General features: G+C 36.2%; 19 protein-coding genes and 2 pseudogenes. 13 read left to right on the top strand and 8 right to left on the bottom strand.

Annotated elements, in window-relative coordinates; genetic code table 11:
• Positions 1–144: 144 nt before the first annotated feature.
• The 6 genes and pseudogenes from AC6HZ4_RS08280 to AC6HZ4_RS08305 form a co-directional block, all read left to right on the top strand.
• Complete coding sequence (locus tag AC6HZ4_RS08280; protein WP_497494507.1) at positions 145–642, top strand: GNAT family N-acetyltransferase; 498 nt, start codon at positions 145–147, stop codon at positions 640–642.
• Positions 643–1,150: 508 nt separating this feature from the next.
• Positions 1,151–2,026, top strand: a complete 876-nt coding sequence (locus AC6HZ4_RS08285) for an NAD(P)-dependent oxidoreductase (protein ID WP_497494508.1) — start codon at positions 1,151–1,153, stop codon at positions 2,024–2,026.
• A 574-nt stretch (positions 2,027–2,600) separates the two neighbouring features.
• Positions 2,601–3,059, top strand: a complete 459-nt coding sequence (locus AC6HZ4_RS08290; RefSeq protein ID WP_497494509.1) for a thiol-disulfide oxidoreductase DCC family protein — start codon at positions 2,601–2,603, stop codon at positions 3,057–3,059.
• Positions 3,046–3,528 (top strand): hypothetical protein, encoded by a 483-nt coding sequence (locus tag AC6HZ4_RS08295; protein ID WP_497494510.1) that lies wholly within the window; start codon positions 3,046–3,048, stop codon positions 3,526–3,528. Before AC6HZ4_RS08290 ends, AC6HZ4_RS08295 begins: the two co-directional genes overlap by 14 nt.
• Before the next feature lie 238 nt (positions 3,529–3,766).
• Positions 3,767–4,294 carry an AAA family ATPase gene (locus tag AC6HZ4_RS08300; RefSeq protein WP_497494511.1) on the top strand — a complete coding sequence of 176 codons (528 nt, stop codon included), beginning with the start codon at positions 3,767–3,769 and terminating at the stop codon, positions 4,292–4,294.
• 28 nt (positions 4,295–4,322) lie between these two features.
• Positions 4,323–4,403 (top strand): annotated as a pseudogene (locus AC6HZ4_RS08305) (IS6 family transposase); the annotation flags it as partial.
• Positions 4,404–4,446: 43 nt separating this feature from the next.
• Here the strand turns inward: AC6HZ4_RS08305 and AC6HZ4_RS08310 are convergent.
• The 3 genes from AC6HZ4_RS08310 to AC6HZ4_RS08320 are packed head-to-tail and all read right to left on the bottom strand — an operon-like array spanning position 4,447 to position 5,576.
• On the bottom strand, positions 4,447–4,692 hold the full coding sequence (locus AC6HZ4_RS08310; protein ID WP_497494512.1) for a hypothetical protein: 246 nt from the start codon (positions 4,690–4,692) through the stop codon (positions 4,447–4,449).
• A complete protein-coding gene (locus AC6HZ4_RS08315) occupies positions 4,673–5,218 on the bottom strand; it encodes an RNA polymerase sigma factor (RefSeq protein ID WP_497494513.1) in 546 nt (181 codons plus the stop codon). The genes AC6HZ4_RS08310 and AC6HZ4_RS08315 overlap by 20 nt, the downstream gene beginning before the upstream one ends.
• Positions 5,205–5,576 carry a group-specific protein gene (locus AC6HZ4_RS08320; RefSeq protein ID WP_497494514.1) on the bottom strand — a complete coding sequence of 124 codons (372 nt, stop codon included), beginning with the start codon at positions 5,574–5,576 and terminating at the stop codon, positions 5,205–5,207. The genes AC6HZ4_RS08315 and AC6HZ4_RS08320 overlap by 14 nt, the downstream gene beginning before the upstream one ends.
• 368 nt (positions 5,577–5,944) lie before the next feature.
• Here AC6HZ4_RS08320 and AC6HZ4_RS08325 point away from each other — a divergent pair, with 368 nt between their 5' ends.
• On the top strand, positions 5,945–6,301 hold the full coding sequence (locus tag AC6HZ4_RS08325) for a hypothetical protein (protein WP_497494515.1): 357 nt from the start codon (positions 5,945–5,947) through the stop codon (positions 6,299–6,301).
• A 164-nt stretch (positions 6,302–6,465) separates the two neighbouring features.
• Complete coding sequence (locus AC6HZ4_RS08330; protein WP_497494516.1) at positions 6,466–6,846, top strand: avidin-fold protein; 381 nt, start codon at positions 6,466–6,468, stop codon at positions 6,844–6,846.
• A 349-nt stretch (positions 6,847–7,195) separates the two neighbouring features.
• On the opposite strand, the gene AC6HZ4_RS08335 is transcribed toward AC6HZ4_RS08330, so the two are convergent.
• The gene (locus AC6HZ4_RS08335) at positions 7,196–8,347 is read right to left on the bottom strand and encodes a type II asparaginase (RefSeq protein WP_497494517.1); all 1,152 of its coding nucleotides are present in this window, start codon (positions 8,345–8,347) and stop codon (positions 7,196–7,198) included.
• A gap of 439 nt (positions 8,348–8,786) precedes the next feature.
• On the opposite strand from AC6HZ4_RS08335, the gene AC6HZ4_RS08340 reads away from it, so the two are divergent.
• The 4 genes and pseudogenes from AC6HZ4_RS08340 to AC6HZ4_RS08355 all read left to right on the top strand — a co-directional run bounded on the left by AC6HZ4_RS08340 (position 8,787) and on the right by AC6HZ4_RS08355 (position 12,009).
• On the top strand, positions 8,787–9,266 hold the full coding sequence (locus AC6HZ4_RS08340; RefSeq protein WP_497494518.1) for a GyrI-like domain-containing protein: 480 nt from the start codon (positions 8,787–8,789) through the stop codon (positions 9,264–9,266).
• 107 nt (positions 9,267–9,373) lie between these two features.
• Entirely contained in the window at positions 9,374–10,207 is an 834-nt protein-coding gene (locus tag AC6HZ4_RS08345) for a hypothetical protein (protein ID WP_497494519.1), read from the top strand.
• A gap of 45 nt (positions 10,208–10,252) precedes the next feature.
• Positions 10,253–10,345, top strand: a pseudogene (locus AC6HZ4_RS08350) (hypothetical protein); the annotation flags it as partial.
• Between the two features lie 206 nt (positions 10,346–10,551).
• Positions 10,552–12,009: a S8 family serine peptidase gene (locus AC6HZ4_RS08355; RefSeq protein WP_497494520.1), complete on the top strand. Its 1,458-nt coding sequence runs from the start codon at positions 10,552–10,554 to the stop codon at positions 12,007–12,009.
• A gap of 167 nt (positions 12,010–12,176) precedes the next feature.
• Here the strand turns inward: AC6HZ4_RS08355 and AC6HZ4_RS08360 are convergent, their stop codons facing one another.
• The 3 genes from AC6HZ4_RS08360 to AC6HZ4_RS08370 all read right to left on the bottom strand — a co-directional run bounded on the left by AC6HZ4_RS08360 (position 12,177) and on the right by AC6HZ4_RS08370 (position 13,807).
• On the bottom strand, positions 12,177–12,470 hold the full coding sequence (locus AC6HZ4_RS08360; RefSeq protein WP_497495647.1) for an SDR family NAD(P)-dependent oxidoreductase: 294 nt from the start codon (positions 12,468–12,470) through the stop codon (positions 12,177–12,179).
• Positions 12,471–12,742: 272 nt separating this feature from the next.
• Positions 12,743–13,225 carry a DUF2690 domain-containing protein gene (locus tag AC6HZ4_RS08365; protein WP_497494521.1) on the bottom strand — a complete coding sequence of 161 codons (483 nt, stop codon included), beginning with the start codon at positions 13,223–13,225 and terminating at the stop codon, positions 12,743–12,745.
• Between the two features lie 60 nt (positions 13,226–13,285).
• Positions 13,286–13,807, bottom strand: a complete 522-nt coding sequence (locus AC6HZ4_RS08370) for a DUF2690 domain-containing protein (RefSeq protein WP_497494522.1) — start codon at positions 13,805–13,807, stop codon at positions 13,286–13,288.
• 835 nt (positions 13,808–14,642) lie between these two features.
• Here AC6HZ4_RS08370 and AC6HZ4_RS08375 point away from each other — a divergent pair.
• Positions 14,643–15,566 carry an LVIVD repeat-containing protein gene (locus AC6HZ4_RS08375; RefSeq protein ID WP_497494523.1) on the top strand — a complete coding sequence of 308 codons (924 nt, stop codon included), beginning with the start codon at positions 14,643–14,645 and terminating at the stop codon, positions 15,564–15,566.
• A 279-nt stretch (positions 15,567–15,845) separates the two neighbouring features.
• Here AC6HZ4_RS08375 and AC6HZ4_RS08380 read toward each other — a convergent pair whose 3' ends face one another.
• On the bottom strand, positions 15,846–17,222 hold the full coding sequence (locus tag AC6HZ4_RS08380) for a hypothetical protein (protein ID WP_497494524.1): 1,377 nt from the start codon (positions 17,220–17,222) through the stop codon (positions 15,846–15,848).
• Positions 17,223–17,359 lie beyond the last annotated feature (137 nt).

A 17,359-nucleotide genomic window follows, 5' to 3' on the forward strand; every position in this document is an offset into this window, starting at 1 on the left:
ATGTTTTTTACCAAATAAAGACAAATAAAACTTTGAAGTTTCCCTCAAAGGGCTTTCTTCACTTAGAAAAAACAGCAAACAGTAGTATTGAAATTCATTCTATCTTATGGTAATTTTATACAAAAAAAAGGGGGATAAACCTTAATGAGCATAACATTTGAAGATATGACAATTACATATAGTAAGGATATACTCGATATATTTAATTACTATGTAGAGCATAGCTATGCAGCATATCTTGAAGAGAAAATACCCTATGAATTTGCGGAAAGATTTATGGCTATATCTCAGGGTTATCCAGCTTACGTAATAAAGGATAGCACCGAAGATAAAGTAATTGGTTTTTGTTTCTTAAAACCTTATAGCTCTCTATCTGTATTCAGAGAAACAGCAGAAATTACATACTTTATAGCAAAGGATCGGTTAGGAAAAGGTGTTGGGAAATTAGCACTTAATTTGTTAGAGAAAGAAGGACGAAAAAGAGGGATTAAGAAAATTTTAGCTAGTATCTCCTCCTATAATGAATCTAGTATTCAATTTCACTTAAAAAATGGTTTTTCAGAGTGTGGAAGATTTCATAGTATAGGAAAGAAAAAAGAAAACAATTTTGACGTAGTATGGATGGAAAAAAATATTGTATAAAATTCATTTTCATCATTTTTTTCTAAGTTGGGGTTCAGTGGCATAGCCATCATGAATTATCCTCAAAACGATGGAAATGGACTTTTTACAAAAGGGATGAGGAGGCCATAAAAAATCTTGGTAAATTTATTCAAACAGAATTATAACAGCCAAAATCCAGTAAGGATTTGGTTGTTATTATTACCTTAATTATCGACAATTAGCGATTTGTCGATAATTTTTACCGTAATCATATCGAGAATTCTTGATTTGTAGATTTGAGAGACAGTGGTTTAAAAGGGGGAAGGGAGCAACGAACAATTTGGGTATTATCTCTCAGGCTATGGAGGCTGAGAATATACTCTGTTCCAAAGAATTATTTAGTTTTCTGTTCCCAAAGTATAAAAGTGGAAAAGACCAAGAAGCATAGGAAGAGGTAAACAAATCGCCACTTCGTAGGAGATGGCGATCTTGTTATAGTGGGTTCTTAGCGTGGATTTTAAAATAAAATTAGATAGGTGACATAGAAATGCATACATTAGGATGGATTGGATTAGGTCATATGGGAGCACCTATGGCAATGAATCTTTTACAAGCAGGATACAAGGTGAATGTATATAATCGTTCCCAAGAAAAAACAACATCTTTGGTAGAATCAGGAGCAGCTCAACTAAACTCACCAAAAGAAATAATAGAACAATCAGATATTACATTTATCATGTTATCGGACTCTAATGCTGTACAGGCTGTACTAACTCAAGACAATGGAGTATTACAAGCCATAAGAGCAGGTAAAGCGGTAGTAGACATGAGTACAATTTCACCAGAAGATTCATTGTCATTTGCGAAATTGGTATCAGAAAAAGGCGGCATATACTTAGATGCACCAGTATCTGGTTCAGTAGGAGCTGCAAAAGCAGGCCAGTTAGTTATACTGGCGGGCGGAGAAAAGAAGGCTATAGAACTTTGCCAGCCCTATTTTAATATTTTAGGCAAAGAAACCATTCATTTTGGTTCTAATGGAAAAGGCAGTTCTGCAAAATTAGCGATTAATTTGTTACTAGGCATTATAGGACAAGGTATCGGAGAAACATTATTATTTGCAGAGAAATCAGGATTAGATAAAGAAAAAGTATTGGATATGATCTCCCTGTCTGGAATGAATACTCCGCTATTCCAAGGAAAAAAAGATATGTACCGCAAAGAGGAATTCCCTTCTGCATTTATGTTAGAACTCATGTCTAAAGATTTAGGTCTCATACAAGCTGAGGCAGACCGTATGGAAACAATATTGCCGCTTGCTGAAGCAACGAATACTACCTATCATGCTGCAAAAGAAAATGGAAAAGCAAAATTAGATATGGCAGCAGTTTATTTAGAGTTAAAAGATAAAAATACTAAGTAAAGCAGTAGTGCATCCTTTCGAAGGCGCTCAAAAAGATAGGTTAGAATACTGTTATATGCAAGGCAGGGATACAACAAAGGACAAGTTTATTCAGGTAGCAGAGTCATTTCAATATGACTACCAATAACAAAGATTATTGTTAAGTAGAGCTGGCATACGCTGGCTCTTTTTGTTTCCTCTTCTACCCTTTAAACGCATTTTCAGTTTTACTGTTGATAAGGTGAAATTCTTAAGTGACATTTTTGTCATTCTTATTTGTGTATTGTAAGGAAAATCGATGGAGAGGGATTAAAATTATTTTTAAAATAAATATAAAATCTGTTGTAGAAAGGGATAAGTTCAGAGAATCCTTACAATCACCTTATCAGTTTAGCGTATATTATTTGTAATTTTGTACTTCATGGGAGAATAGATACAATGCAACTGAAAATAAAACACTTTATTAAAAAAGCTATCCTTCCTAAATACTGTATAGAAAGAGTAAATCCTTCCGTGTTCTAAAGAGATGATTTTGTATTAACTTGATAGATGACGAGATCCCTATTGGAGAATATTAAGAAAAGGAGAAGGACTGATGAATCGCAGCCTAGTTGATCTATATAAACACTCTATTATTTTCTTTGATGGAGAGTGTAATTTTTGCAATCAGTCTGTGCAGTTTATTATTCAGCGTGATCGCAAAGGCCATTTTCGGTTTGCATCGCTGCAATCAAGTATAGCGAAATCAATGCTTGCCGATCACCCTTTTGCTTCTCGGCTAGATTCCATTGTTTTGATCGAGAAAAAACAATTATTTACAGAGTCAACTGCAGTACTTCGCATTTGCAAAAAATTGGATGGATTATGGAAAGGATTATATGTCCTAATCCTTTTTCCTAAACCAATTCGAGATATATTATACCGTTGGTTTGCGAAACATCGATACAATTTTTTTAGAAAACAAGAAATTTGTATAATTCCTGCCCCAGAGATTCGTAAAAGGTTTTTGCATATCGATAACAAGAAGGAAGGTGCACAAAATGAACAACAGTAGACTAGGGTCTGTACTTAAGCAGTCTATTCCAACTACATTTCGTCTTTTTTTAGCTATAATTTTCCTTATTTATGGAGCAGCTAAATTAGCTGTAGGACAATTTGGCGCTCCCACTCCAGAAATTGCAGCGATAAATGGAGAAGGATTTGTCATGGCTTGGACGTTTTTTGGTTATTCTCGTACTTATGAAATATTTATCGGACTAGGTGAAGTCATTTCTGCTATTTTAATTGCGATTCCGAGGACAGCAACGCTAGGAGCTATTTGTTATTTTCCGATTGTAATCAATGTTATGATGATAAATTACTGTTTTGATATCGGCGTACAGGACCTAAGTACTGTATTAACTATTATGTGCTCAATTTTAATCTGGTTAGATCGCAAAAAATTGTTCATGATTTTTACAAACACTAAGAAGGCTGGGAATGTGGGCGATAAAAGTATAGAAAAAAGGGTGACAAGTTTATGACAAGTTTTGTGATTATGCAGTTGCTAGGAATTTTCGCTCTTACTACGATATATTACTACATTAAGGAAAGAAAAAGTTAAGTGATCTGCAGGACTTTTCGCAGTCTCCTAAATACATTGACTCCTGATAATGTACGACCTGATGCAAATACCATATACACTCAAAATTTGTACATTCGGACGAAGCAGGAATATAGTAGTGCTAACTTGAAGGTATAGGGTGACAAGGAGGGAAATTTATGCAAAGAATTTATATTATAACTGGTCCAGCAGGGGCAGGAAAATCTACAACTTCCAAAAGACTTGCCGAATCCCTTGAACATAGTGCCTATATTGAAGGAGATGTAATCAACCATATGGTTATTGGTGGATACCTGCCACCTTGGGAAAGTGAAGAGTTGTTATCGCTAATATGGGAAAATATAGCTGACTTAAGTATCAATTTTATTCAAGCAAATAAAGATGTTGTGATTGATTATGTTGTTTTTCCAAAAGAAATCGAAAAGTTTTCCCAAAGACTTTACGCAGAAGTTAAGAATGTTGAAATCATATACGTTGTCTTATGGGTACATAGTAATGAGTTATTGCGCAGGGATGCGTTGAGAAGTAAGGAATATCAGATGGGAACAAGGTGTTTGGAACTGATGGGGGAATTTGAAAGAGAACAGATAGATGAACGCTTTTTCTATCATACAACCAATTTACAATCATCTGATTTGGATAAAATCGTCTTGAATATAAAAGAAGACCCTAGATTCAAATATTGATTCTTGTTCAACGAGAAAATTAGAGCAAAAGTCGTATGCAACAGCCGCTTCTATATTGAGCGGCGTTGAAGCTATGCATATGATGAAAAAAAGACAACTTCACCTGTAGGTGAAGTCTGCCCAAGATGAAGTTGAATTCATATTAATATTTATTACAAGAAAAGTAAAAATTGTATAAATACGAGTACAACTGTTCCTATTATAGGTGCGATTTTTAACATCATAAACCCATTAGTTGTTGAAATTATTGAATCAAGGGGGTTTTGTGCGGGTGAAGCTAGAACATCGATGAATCGTTCCCACCGTTTAGGTTTCATAGGGAAGTCGGGAATATTTACGTGATATTCATCTAACTTCGTACGCAGATGTTGCTCCTTTTTAAAGGGATCTTGACTCATAATCATCTCCCTCCAATTCTTCTTTTAATTTTTGGATTGCCTTGTGTAGTCTTGATTTAACTGTCCCTTTAGGAATTTCAAGGATTTCAGCAATTTCTTCATATGTCATATCGTGATAGTAGAAAAGTAAAACAACCGCACGCTGTATTTCAGGGAGCTTTGCCACTGCATCCCGAATCGTAATTCGATCTGCATGATGAAATTCCTCGTTCATGATCGGAGTGAGAAAGGGCAAAAGGTTACGCCATTTTTTGCGCCGGTTTAATTTCGTTATCATTAGTCGGTACGCCATTTGAAAAAGAAATGATTTTAGTTTTCCTTTGCTTGGATTATAGTAGTGCCTGTAACGTTGTAGTTTGACAAACGTATCTTGAACGATATCAATGCTTAATTGCTCATCTCTTGTATAACGGAAAACAAACGAATAAAGAGGCTGTTTTATAAGGGTGTAAATGCCTTCTAACGCTTCGTCATCTCCATTTTGATAAGCGATCATCAATTCGTCTTCACGTTCAATCAATGTCATCGCCCCAGCGTTCCTTTATAGCTTTTAAAGTCATAGACACCCGGACAATTAAGTAAATAATTGATACAACTGTCCAGACTTGTGCCTGGTTTGTAAAAAACTGTACAAAAACATTCTCAATCGTCTCACCACTGGAGATTAAAATATTAAGAGTTTGAACACAGATCATGGAGTAGACGGCTAGGCTTAGCGTAAGTGTATCAAATAAATTCCAACGCAAAAATAATTTCGTTTTCTTATAATTGATTTTACCATTTTCACGGACAATATACTTGTGATCCATTGGAATAGCAATCGCAAAAATCAAAACCATTAAAAAACCTGTAACAATCAGTGAAACAATCCAACCAATATCCAATTAAAACACCTCTCATTTATCTTCTTTCCTAAGCTATACAAATAAGAGAGCAAAAAAGTTCATTTAAAATGAAAAAAATTTTTTGATGTCTTCGCCTTTTAACTGGTTTAGTCGATGCCTTTGGAAAATTATACCTTTTCAATATTCTTGCCACGTTACTTAAATAAGAAAATTTCTTTATTTCATTCTTCCCTTTCCTCACACGGTACAATTAATTAGGAAACGAATGTTTCGAACAGGGGATATAACGGATGGACAGTATATATTTACTAAAAGGACTAATTCGAGTATCTGGAATAAGCATTCTTCTATTCGAAGGATTGTCCTTAAACAGGTTATAGTAAAGTCAAACTAAACTGGAATTTATAGTGGAGTCTGCTGAAGCAGAAACAACGTCCGCTTTTAAGAATGATGTGAACAAGCAATGCTCTCCAGACCACTTAGCTGGAGAGCATTTTTATAACAAGCCGCTTCTTCTAGATAGTATAATAAGGGAAATAAGGAATTATATACAAAAACCGCTAGAGAAATATGAAATGATACAGATGGAAAGGTGGACATTTTTGTTGGCGGTGCAGGCACCGCCGGCACGATTAGCAGGGTGGGGAAAGTTTAACCCTTCTATTCAAATTATGGCTGTTGAGCCCTCTAATTCTCCAGCCCTTTCAGGTGGAAATCCTGGAGCACACAGTATTCAGGAAATAGGCGCAGGCAACGGCTCTTGAACTTGCAAAAAGCGAAAGTCTCTATATGTATCAAATAACAGAATGGAGTAAATGAGGTGACTGTACTTTTGTCCAATAATGAATGGTTATGTTAATTTCACATGTATACGGCATACAGAGGGTTTCCATAATCTAACTATCACTAAAGGAAGAAGGTTCATGTGATGCAAAAGAAACAATCAGTTCAAATCAATTATAATAATCGAATCTTTAAAGCTATAAGCAACACTGAAAATGGAGAAACATCTACAGATACAATTTTCCATTACAAACAAGAAGGGAAAGTACTATCCGCCACTTATAAAGGCGGCTCTATTCTATATGGAAGTTTAGTTGGAATCGTAGACGATGAAAATTGTCTTCATTTTCGATATAGCCAAGTAAATAATAAACATCAGTTAAGAAGTGGTATGTGTACCTCAACTCCAGAAATTTTACATGATGGCCGAATCCGCCTTCATGAGAAATGGCAATGGACAATAGATGATACTAGTGAAGGGGTATCAATAGTGGAAGAAGTAAAAAATAGGCCCTCTAATAACTAATGATCCGAGTGATAATAAACAATACATTCCTTCATTGCCATTTTGCTGAAGAGATTTATTATAAATTTGGCAAAAAATAGGCGAGAACACTTCTCCCTTCGGCCAAAGGAAGTCCCTGTCCCCTTGTGGGAAAGGAGCGTTAGCGGATAGTTCAAGGAGCAGAAGCGATGCATATGATGAAAAAAGGACAAACTCTTCAAGGGAGAAGCCTGTCCGAAATCAAATGAACCTTATTCATCAACTATTTTACCTTCCAGCATAAAATAGATTCCACTAGGGAATTTTTTATCTCTTTATATCTCTTCTAAAATGTTTGCATCAGAACCACTGCCGATAGCCGAACCGATCCTTAGTATTCATTGAAATACTCTTGAATTTTATTTGGATCATTGGTTTTAGTGAGTGCCAACATTAACAGGATACGAGCCTTTTGGGGGTTAATGTTGTTAGAATTGACAAAATGATTATCTGTGTCGATTTGTTCATGAGTAACCATACCTTCTGGTACACGAGTGTCACGAACAACAACAACATCCTTCTTCACAGCATCTTGCAGACCCGGAAGTGTTTTTTCGTGGACGGAACCATTACCCGTACCAGCGTGGATAATTCCCTTTGCCCCCGCTTCAACCACAGCATCAACCAAGACTCGGTCATCGTTGGCATGCGAATAAACAATGTCAACACGCGGCAGATTATCTTCGGTAATATTACGAATGTCAAACTCGGATCCTTTGGTGTGCTTTTTAACCGGCAGGTTGTAGAAGTATGGTTTACCATCTTGCATATACCCCAGGATACCGAGTTCCGGATTATTAAAAGCATCAACATCGGTTGTGCTGGTTTTAAAGGTGTCGCGAGCATTTCCGATCTTGCCATTCATAGAGATCAAAACGCCCTTATCATAAGCTTCTTTAGAACCAGCAAGTGCTACAGCGTTGTACAGATTCAACGGACCATCAGCAGAGAGTGCTGTAGAAGGACGCATTGAACCAACCATGACAATTGGTTTGTCAGAATGAACAGTAAGGTTGAGGAAGTAAGCTGTCTCCTCCAAGGTGTCCGTACCGTGAGTAATGACAACACCGTCACATTTTGGATCATCCAATGTCTTTTGGACTTCCTTTGCCAGTTTGACCATCACGGCGTTGGTATTAGACGTACCAGAATCGATGCTTGCTACTTGCTCAGTGGAAATGCTAGCAATATCTTTTAGTGACGGAACCGCTTCCAATAGTTGATCTGGAGTTAGGACCCCAGCTCGGTAGCCGGTGGTTTGAGTTGAGGTAGAGCCAGTGCCGGCTATGGTGCCGCCCGTTGCTAAAATTTTAATTTCAGGTAACTTTTTCTTGCTAGAATCGTTTGCATCAGCTGTTGTAGCTGGCTTAGTTTCAACGGGATTTGATGCATAAGTATTATTTGCGGAGATAGCTATAACTCCAGAAGACATTAATGCTAGTGTGGTAAGGGCAGCTTTTTTCTTTTTTGATAGTTTCTTCATGAGAATTCCTCCTGTTTACTGACAATAAATCCGTTAAATGAAGCGTTTTCATTTTTCGGTAAAATCACTTCTTTAACTTTATAATAAAAACCACATAAAAAAACAAAAAACTACAAAAACTTAAAAATTAAAATTTTAGGAAACTCGTCTTTTTTAGCTGTAAATTTTTTTATTTATGGAGTTGCTAGGAATTTTCACTCTTATCACGATATATTACTACATTAAGGAAAGAAAAAATCAAACTAAAAGAAAAGGAACATATAATCAACTATGCAGAAAACAAAAGAAACATAGATCTCATTGAAGAATATTTATTAGAAGAGTATACCTCACATGAATAGGGTATACATATTTTTTAGTTCAATCTATATAAGAAAACTTGTAATTATCTTCCAATTAATGATACAATAAAACAAACGTAAGTTCTGGAGGGGTTTAAATGAATTCACCAAATTTGATTGCAAGGGATTCATTTTTTGTAGTTGGGTTAGCTACTGAAACAAAAAATGAAATTGAGATGACTAAGAAGGGGAAAATACCTAAGGTATGGGAAGCGTACTATAAGGAGCAAATAGCTGAAAAGATTTTAAATAAACAGGTTCCTGAAGTAACAATTGCCTTATATACCAACTATGAATCTAATGAAAATGGTACATATACTTATGCAGTTGGCGTTCCTGTCGATAAAGTAGCTCATGTCCCTGAAAACATGAATGTATTCAATATTCCAGCCTCAAAATATGCTGTATTTACAACACGCAAGGGGAAATTGTCGGAAGTGGTACCAGAGGCTTGGGAATATATTTGGAAATGGTCAAAAGAGAATAAAAGAAAATTTACAACTGATTTTGAATTGTATGATGAACGATGCATAGACACAAATAATAGCCAGGTAGACATCTATATTGCTATTGATTAACTCCTGATAATACCTGATTATGTGGAAACGAAGCCCTTCAGAACGCTTAATCGGAGGGCTTTTGGCAGTTTTTTAAATACCTTGACCCCTGACAATAAGGAGGAAAAATGAGTTATCTTGGAAAGTATATGAACATGCCGCCAACTTTTGAAAAGCTAAAGAAGTTAGAGAAAGTTCTCGAAAGGGAAGGGTACTCTTTAGATAGAGAATTATGCCTTATTTTACAATCTGACTACCTCGCTTATGATGTTACTCCTTATGATGTAATTACATTTGCAAGTACAGGTTGTGATGGCATACATTTCGGCTTCTTAACCGATTTCGGAACAGTATCTGATTTAGAGAAGGCTTTTGTTGTATGCATAAGTCCAATGGATTTTGGTTCACATATAAAGATTATAGCTAGAAATATAAGGGAGTTTGTTAGCTTAGTTGTTACTATGAAAAGTGCAGTAACTATTTCTAACTTTAATCATATTAAAGAAGAGAAACAGTATATAAATTTACTCAAAGAATTAAAACAAGAAGAAAATGAAGATGAGGAATATGCAGAAAAAGTAAATTATGTAGTAGAAAAAATAAAATTCGCCATTGGATGTGAATTAATAGAAGATGTATTTGATTATGTAGAAAGAAAAGTAATGACAGAAAGAAAGGAACAAACAGTTTTATCAACTCTTGATGGTATAGGAATAACAGCTTTAAATAGTGACAATATTAACCATACCATATACCAATTTGAAAATGACATAAATATTAACTTAAATGAAGTAAAATCTTTTTTTAATACTGCAACAACAGAAAGTAAACTAGCTTTCATAAGAGATGCTCAATTTACTTTCCTAATTTCAAATGAGCTAGATTTAAAAGAACTGGTCCTTAGTGAAATGAATAAATTAGGATTATATGATGAAGTAAATAGATTAAAAAATATAGATTAATCTTAATGGGTAGCGTTAGTTCAAAAAAATCCATGTAGAAGATAACTCAAAAGAAACGATATACCATATAAAATCAAGGACAATAAAATATATATTCCTGAAGATGCAGTTAGTGACGCGACATATTGTTGTACATAGGCAGTGCTATAGGCTCTCCAGTTAACCTAACACTGAATTCTCGGCAATCAAAAAATCTTTGGATTCTATTAAATCCAAAGATTTTTTTGAATGATATGCTAATTGTTATGTAAACCCAATTGAATATTTTAGAAAAAGTTGGAATTAAACTCATTTTATATTAAGATATTGTTTGATAGGTAATTTCCAAATATAGGAGGATAATTATGAACAAAACATTTTTACATACTTTGTTTTCGGTTACATTAGGTGTGGGGGTATTGTCGGTCAGTTGTGCACCTGCCCAGGCCAAGAGCCCAAATCAGGAGGTGAATAACAAGTATGTTATAGCCTTTAAAAGTGAGTTGCCAAAGGACTATCAAGAAATGATACAGAAAGCTGGCGGCGAGATCATCAAAACTTTCCCTGAAGTCGGAGGAGTAGAGGTCCAATCTGACCAGCTTTCTTTTCTCCAAAATCTAAAGAACATTTCCTCAATAGAGGCTGCTAATATAGAAATTCCTCTAGTCTTAAACGAACCAGCAGCGATTCCTTACAAACAAGAGTCTGCTATAATCAGCCAGCAAGAGCAGGAGAATTACTGGAATTCACAATGGGATATCCAAAGAGTGACAAATGCGGGAAAGTCATATGATTTAGAAACAGGTGGATATGAAGACGAAAATGGCGTTATAGTACACAAAGCCGTAGTGGGGGTTATTGATACTGGAATTGACAAGTCTCATCCTGATTTGAAGAATAATATAATTGGCGGGCGTAATCTTGTTCCAGCCGGAATGGATGAATCCGAAACAGGAGATCCTAATGACTTAAAAGATCGTAATGGGCATGGTACACACGTTGCCGGTACCATTGCAGCTAATGGTAAAGTGAAAGGTGTAGGGCCAGAGTTAGGAATACGTGCCTATCGTGTCCTCTATTCGGAACAGGCTCTTGCACAACCGTCTTGGATCATAGAGGGAATTATTGCAGCAACGAATGATAAGGTAGACGTTATCAATATGTCTCTTCGTTTCTATAATAATACCAAAATGTCGATTGAAGGAGAAAGCTATAAGTCAATTGCTGAAACGTTACTTTGGAAAAGAGCCATTCAATACGCGGTAAAGAATGGTGTAACTGTAGTAGCAGGTAGTGGTAATGAAAGTTTGAATTTGGATGACAAGAATGAGGTTAACGAATTCTTAAACAAGCTCTATGAACCATATGGAATAAATGTAAAGGGACCAGCTACTGTAGTACCAGCACAAATTCCAGGAGTCATTAACGTATCTGCTTCCATAAGATGGTCGACTCAGCAGCTCGCTTTCTACTCCAACTATGGAAACAGCGCTATTGATGTGGCAGCTCCCGGAGGAGATTTTGGACCCAAATATGTAGAAACAAATGATCCTGCAGATGCTGATCCAAGTAACTTAATCCTCAGTACTTGGCCTTCCTACTTGGGTTCTCCTTATTTTTTAAGTGCAGGTACTTCTATGGCTACTCCTCAAGTGGCCGGTATTGCAGGGTTAATTAAAGCAGCCCGCCCAGACTATACACCCGCACAAGTAACAGCACGTATTAAACAAACAGCCCTGGACTATGGAAAACAGGGACAAGATGCTTTATTTGGTGCAGGGGAAGCAAATGCTTATAGAGCATTAGAGAATATAAAGAAATAGTTATTTCCTATGGAAAAAGGCTGGGTTTTCCAGCCTTTTTTACATATCTTCTTTTAACTTAAAATCATCATGGAACTAAAGGGGCAGGTTAATTTAACAAGAAAAGGTTCTTTTTTAAATATATTGTGGGTAAAACGTAAGAACACCTAATTAGGTGTTCTTTCCTATTAATCACTCAGCTTAGCCTTAAAGTTTTTTGGTATAGAAGCAGTACATCCTCCATCACAAAGTATGTCTGTACCAGTTAAGAAGCTAGCCTTATCACTTACACAAAATTTATCGGTAATATCACAGATAAAGGACTCCGCCTCGATTCCTTCCGCTTTTAATTCTTCTAGTGCTTTAGCAAGATTGTTTGGATTCTTGTCAGCTAAAATTAAATAGTTCTCCTTACCGAGTATTTTAGCGGTTGCAAATCCCATTCCACTTCCGCCACCGGTGATTACACATACTTTTTTCAGCTTTAAATCTTCTCCCTAACAGGTGTTTTTATTTTACACAGGGATAACTCTGTGATTGAAAAGTATTATATTGCCCAGAGTATTCTTAAAAAAGGTTTTATAGAACATTCGACATAGGACATAAAAGTGAGAATGCTGTATTAATAAAAAATATAAGGTAAATAAAGTATTCTAAAAACCGTTAGGATAATAACCTTGATGGCGATGTGGCGGTACCTCTTATAAAAAAACTGACCTCTTATAAAGGTCAGCCAATAAAATCCATTTCACTATTAATACCAAATGGTTTCTGCATAATGATAAGCATCACTATTTGGAATCGCATGCTTTCCTTGGGCTTGTGCCTTACGCGGGTCTAAATCATATACCATAGGTGTGTAACATGATGTTTGTCCTTTATTGACTGCGCCATTCCCACCTAGGCTATTACAAGTATATGCCTTACCATCGGTATTCCGTACGATTCTAGCATCTGCTTCATAGTTATACACTGCGGGACGAGTAATAGTGACTTTCGCCCAAGCAGTTTTACACTTTGTACTAAACTTTAACTCTACATATGAAGTGGCATCGATCCATTTTTTCGCTTTGGTTACGGCAGAGTTTGCGCAACTGTCATAGTAGGGGCTTTTTCCATCATACGAATTACTTTCTGCAAACACCTGGCTGCCTGGGAAGTTAATAGTCCCAAACATGAAACAAAAGGCCATAAAGGTTAAAAAAGTATATGACATAACTTGTTTTAGAGCCTTCATAAAATCTCACTCTCCTTAAATAAGGTTCCTAGAAGATACCAGTTTATTGCAAATGAATTTCTAGTAGCGGGCAGTCTTTCCATATCCAGACTTAACGGTAACCCCTGCAGCATCAGCAGTATACCCCCAGGTCGGAGTTTCATCAAATACCATTCCTGTATAGGTACTCGTTTGTCCTGTTTTAATCGCTCCATTGCCGCTATTAGAGTCTACTGATTTTTGGAATACTCCATTTTTGTATTTATTAACAACAGCATAAGCATATACCCCTCCAGATACAGAGGGTGCAGGACTATTCAACACAAGTTTAGCCCATGCTGCATGGCATTTATTACTATACCTAAGATAAACAGTTCCCACTCTTTTCCCATTTTCATAAACTCCAGCGGATTTTGCATTAAAGGCATCAGAATCACAAGTAGCACTTCCTCCATAGACCTTGGTTGTTGTCGGATTTTTCCCATCATAATAACTACTTAAATCTGAGATAGCAAATGTGGTCCCTTGAAAGCCAAACCAAACTACAATACTAGCCATAGCAAAAATACATACTTTTATTAGATTACGAACTTTATCTAACATTGATTTTCCTCCCTATCTAATATTGTTCCTTTAGACATCCAAGTTGATAATTCTCAAATAACACTAATAAGCATATTTTCTTTTCGTTAACTGATGGATTTACGGGATCTTTTATACCAATCTCATCCAAAAATGACGTATAAGACATCTTCTATGTCATTTTTACTCTTACGGCCAAAAGTAACGAATTCTTGCCATACCCGTAAGATAGTACGAATGCTCTTGTCATGATGCCACATTAAACAGATCAAAGATAAGTAAAAACAAAATCCCTGCATGTAATGTCTTTTTCACAACAATTCTCCTTTCTTCCATCCTTCTAAAATGGTTTATTTTACCATTTTTAGAGTTCGACCACATTCTACCATATAAAAATGTAAGATTTCGACAGAAACAAAAAACTGGAATATTAACATAATCATCTTTCCGTTTAATTAAAAAATATTTTATAAAGGGATCCTGACGTCGGTCCCCCTTTAAGACAAATAGAAACACCCCCCTAAGCCGTTGGAAACAAAGGAGTTCACCAAAAAATATGCAGGATTTTATGCAAAAAGCATGGAGGCTTGTCAAAGGATCGGGAGGCCAAAATCCGCCCGCTTTGGCATTGCATAAAATCCTGCATATTTGCTATTGTCCGAGAATGAGGGAAACCCAGTGTTGGCGCGGATGCCCGAGGGAATCCACTTCCGATAATGCGTGGTTATGTAAACCTCACATGTATAGGGTATTCATCCTTTTTTATTGGACAAATGTGGACAAGCGTATAAGCAAAATTACTAGATTCGAATATAAATAATTATATTAAGTTTTGAAAAAAAGGAGGTGAGTTGTTTTGAACTCATATTTTTCAAAGTCATTCCAGAAGAGAGACTGCCGTAGATTTTTTCCTGCTTTCCCAGCTGCTTTCCCACCTATTGTAAGAGCTAGATTTCTTTATGTATCTAGTACTGACGGTGGCACCGACGATGACACTATAGAAATTTATAATATTATCAATCCTACAGCTCCTGTACGTGTAGGAGAGTTTCCATCAATAACTAGTTTGGGTCCTGCCGGATTGGCTATTACAGGTACCACTCTTTATGTAGCGAATTTGGGAAATGGTGTAGAAATTTATAATATTGCTAACCCTATAGCTCCTGTACGTGTGACGGAATTTGGTTCGGGGGATTTAAATATTCCTGATCAATTAGCTATTACAGGTACTACTCTTTATGTATCAAATGCTGGTGATAGTACTGTGGAAATTTATGATATTACAAATCCTACAGCTCCTGTACATGTGAGAGAATTTAATGCAGGAAATTTAAATGCTCCTTCTGGAATGGTTACTACAGATTCCACTCTTTATGTAGCAAATACTGGGGATAACACAGTAGAAATTTATAATATTACCAGCCCTACAGTTCCTGTACATGTAGGGGAATTTAATGCAGGAAATTTAAATGTTCCTGCAGGATTAGCTATTACAGGTACCACTCTTTATGTAGCAAATGCTGGTGATAATACTGTGGAAATTTATAATATTACCAACCCTACAGCCCCTGTACGTATAGGAGAGTTTAATACAGGAAATTTAAATGCTCCTGCTGTGTTAGCTATTACAGGTACGACTCTTTATGTAGCAAACACTGGAGATAACACGGTAGAAATTTATAATATTTCCATTCCTATAGCTCCTATACGTGTAGGAGAGTTTGGTGCTGGAGATTTAGATTTTCCTAATGGATTGGCTATTTTTACGTTATTCGGCTAGAGAAGTCTGTTATAGCCACACATACAACTACCGAGAACGATGGTTTATTACACAAGAGATTGAGTGCCGATAATTCACAATTATGTAAACGTGAAAGCCTTCCAGTTAAACGTCGGGAGAAGGTTATTGTTTTCACCATATAAAAAGCACACGTAATTTCACATATGAAATCTTGTGTGCTTTTTTGTTCCTAGTAAGCTAAATGAAATTACGCTATATTAACTGATCCTGTGAACCCACTTAATATGGAGTAGTTTATAAATCTAGTTCCTTTTTCGCTTAATTATCTTCAGAATTTTGAATAGGGCCTGTTTGTTGACGAGACTGCAATATTTCCTTTGGGTTACTTAAGGTTAAAGATGTAATGAATTCATGCGGATCATCCGATGCTGCCTGAAGATGCAAGCCATTGCTCAAATCATATTCAACCTTGTACGTATTGTTATTATTACTGTCCGGTCCTTCTGATGTTGGAGTTCCTAGTAAACTTTTTAATTTAGAAAGGCGCAATTTCCTTCCTAACTCTCCTCCGTTTACAACTTGTGTAATAGTGTTGATAACTCCTGATGTATTTATTGTGTATGTTAATGTTCCATAATTATTGTAAAATATATATTCTTTGCCCCAATCCCCTAGAGTATGGGAGGAAACAGGTTTACCTAGCTTTTCGAGTAATTCTTGTTCACTGGAGCCAATTCCTAAAGGTATAGCTGTAATCATTCCTTGATGTAAATCATTCACAAATTGCTCATCTAATACGATCATGCCCAATTCCTTTAGATTAATGGTTTCTCCTTGCTTTTCCTTTTTCGAGGCATTTGAAGCAGCTATATTATGTACATACTGTTCTCCTTCAATAAAAGCATCAGTGCTTTTATCCAGCAGGAGGTTAATTCCCTCTTCATAGGAAGAAAGGTGATTCCGTATTTCAACTGGGTCTATAGTAGAATCATAAGTTTCGACTGCTTTCTTAATCTTCTGTAGGGCAAGCTGCAGTTCTTCTATAGATTGAGAGAGCGTATCATGCAGACCAGAGGAACTAGAAGGTATATCCCTCATATTTTGGAGTTGGCCGGCAGCTTTTCCAACCTTTTTTTCCATAGTTTTTAGTTCTGTTTCAGCACTTTTTTGCTCAATATAGTCACTTAGATTATAAGATTGGATGTATAAATGTTCCTTGATGGGCAGTGATTCATCGATAGATAGCCATGTCTGAAGCAAATTTTGTCCATTTATAATCAAATTGGCGCCATGATCTGTATCACTTGTTCCAGACTCAGTTGCTTCTGCGGTCTTACTATATTTTCCTTCTTCAGCTAAAAAGCTGGCAGTTTTGTTTGGCAGACTGGCCTTTCCTTTTTTGAATATTTTTTCTCCTTCAGAGAACTTCTTGATCATAGTGTCAATTTGTTCTTCATTTAAGCCATCTGTTTCACTCACTTTATCTAGTTGTTCAATCCCTTGTGCCATTTCCACAATCGATTGCAACAAAGTCTTATGTATAGATTGGAAGTCAGAAGGGACATCTTTGCTGTCGATTTCTAATATTTGACTTGTTGTTTTTAGGAACTCTTGAGATGCGGGTTCTGAATTTCTCAGTGCAATATCGGAATTCTGCTTGAATTCCTTCGCGGTATAAACAAGGTTTTCAATCATCGGAAGTGCTTTTTCAGTAAATACCCATGCATGAAGCAGATAGGTGTTTGAAGCAACTAATTCTTTTTCGTCAAGTTTCTTTTTCGCATCCTGTTCGGCAGCCGCAATGTTCTTAGATTCCGGTTGAGCTTGTGAAC

The organism is Ectobacillus sp. OTK (assembly GCF_059698935.1).

What these genes read in the sequence shown, in the direction of transcription:
- AC6HZ4_RS08345 (WP_497494519.1), top strand. Translation starts at nt 9,374, where the DNA reads ATGAGTTATCTTGGAAAGTATATGAACATGCCGCCAACTTTTGAAAAG.
- AC6HZ4_RS08355 (WP_497494520.1), top strand. Translation starts at nt 10,552, where the DNA reads ATGAACAAAACATTTTTACATACTTTGTTTTCGGTTACATTAGGTGTG.
- AC6HZ4_RS08285 (WP_497494508.1), top strand. Translation starts at nt 1,151, where the DNA reads ATGCATACATTAGGATGGATTGGATTAGGTCATATGGGAGCACCTATG.
- AC6HZ4_RS08310 (WP_497494512.1), bottom strand. Translation starts at nt 4,692, where the DNA reads ATGAGTCAAGATCCCTTTAAAAAGGAGCAACATCTGCGTACGAAGTTA.
- AC6HZ4_RS08295 (WP_497494510.1), top strand. Translation starts at nt 3,046, where the DNA reads ATGAACAACAGTAGACTAGGGTCTGTACTTAAGCAGTCTATTCCAACT.
- AC6HZ4_RS08365 (WP_497494521.1), bottom strand. Translation starts at nt 13,225, where the DNA reads ATGAAGGCTCTAAAACAAGTTATGTCATATACTTTTTTAACCTTTATG.
- AC6HZ4_RS08340 (WP_497494518.1), top strand. Translation starts at nt 8,787, where the DNA reads ATGAATTCACCAAATTTGATTGCAAGGGATTCATTTTTTGTAGTTGGG.
- AC6HZ4_RS08380 (WP_497494524.1), bottom strand. Translation starts at nt 17,222, where the DNA reads ATGATTGAAAACCTTGTTTATACCGCGAAGGAATTCAAGCAGAATTCC.
- AC6HZ4_RS08300 (WP_497494511.1), top strand. Translation starts at nt 3,767, where the DNA reads ATGCAAAGAATTTATATTATAACTGGTCCAGCAGGGGCAGGAAAATCT.
- AC6HZ4_RS08315 (WP_497494513.1), bottom strand. Translation starts at nt 5,218, where the DNA reads ATGACATTGATTGAACGTGAAGACGAATTGATGATCGCTTATCAAAAT.
- AC6HZ4_RS08335 (WP_497494517.1), bottom strand. Translation starts at nt 8,347, where the DNA reads ATGAAGAAACTATCAAAAAAGAAAAAAGCTGCCCTTACCACACTAGCA.
- AC6HZ4_RS08280 (WP_497494507.1), top strand. Translation starts at nt 145, where the DNA reads ATGAGCATAACATTTGAAGATATGACAATTACATATAGTAAGGATATA.
- AC6HZ4_RS08290 (WP_497494509.1), top strand. Translation starts at nt 2,601, where the DNA reads ATGAATCGCAGCCTAGTTGATCTATATAAACACTCTATTATTTTCTTT.
- AC6HZ4_RS08370 (WP_497494522.1), bottom strand. Translation starts at nt 13,807, where the DNA reads ATGTTAGATAAAGTTCGTAATCTAATAAAAGTATGTATTTTTGCTATG.
- AC6HZ4_RS08330 (WP_497494516.1), top strand. Translation starts at nt 6,466, where the DNA reads ATGCAAAAGAAACAATCAGTTCAAATCAATTATAATAATCGAATCTTT.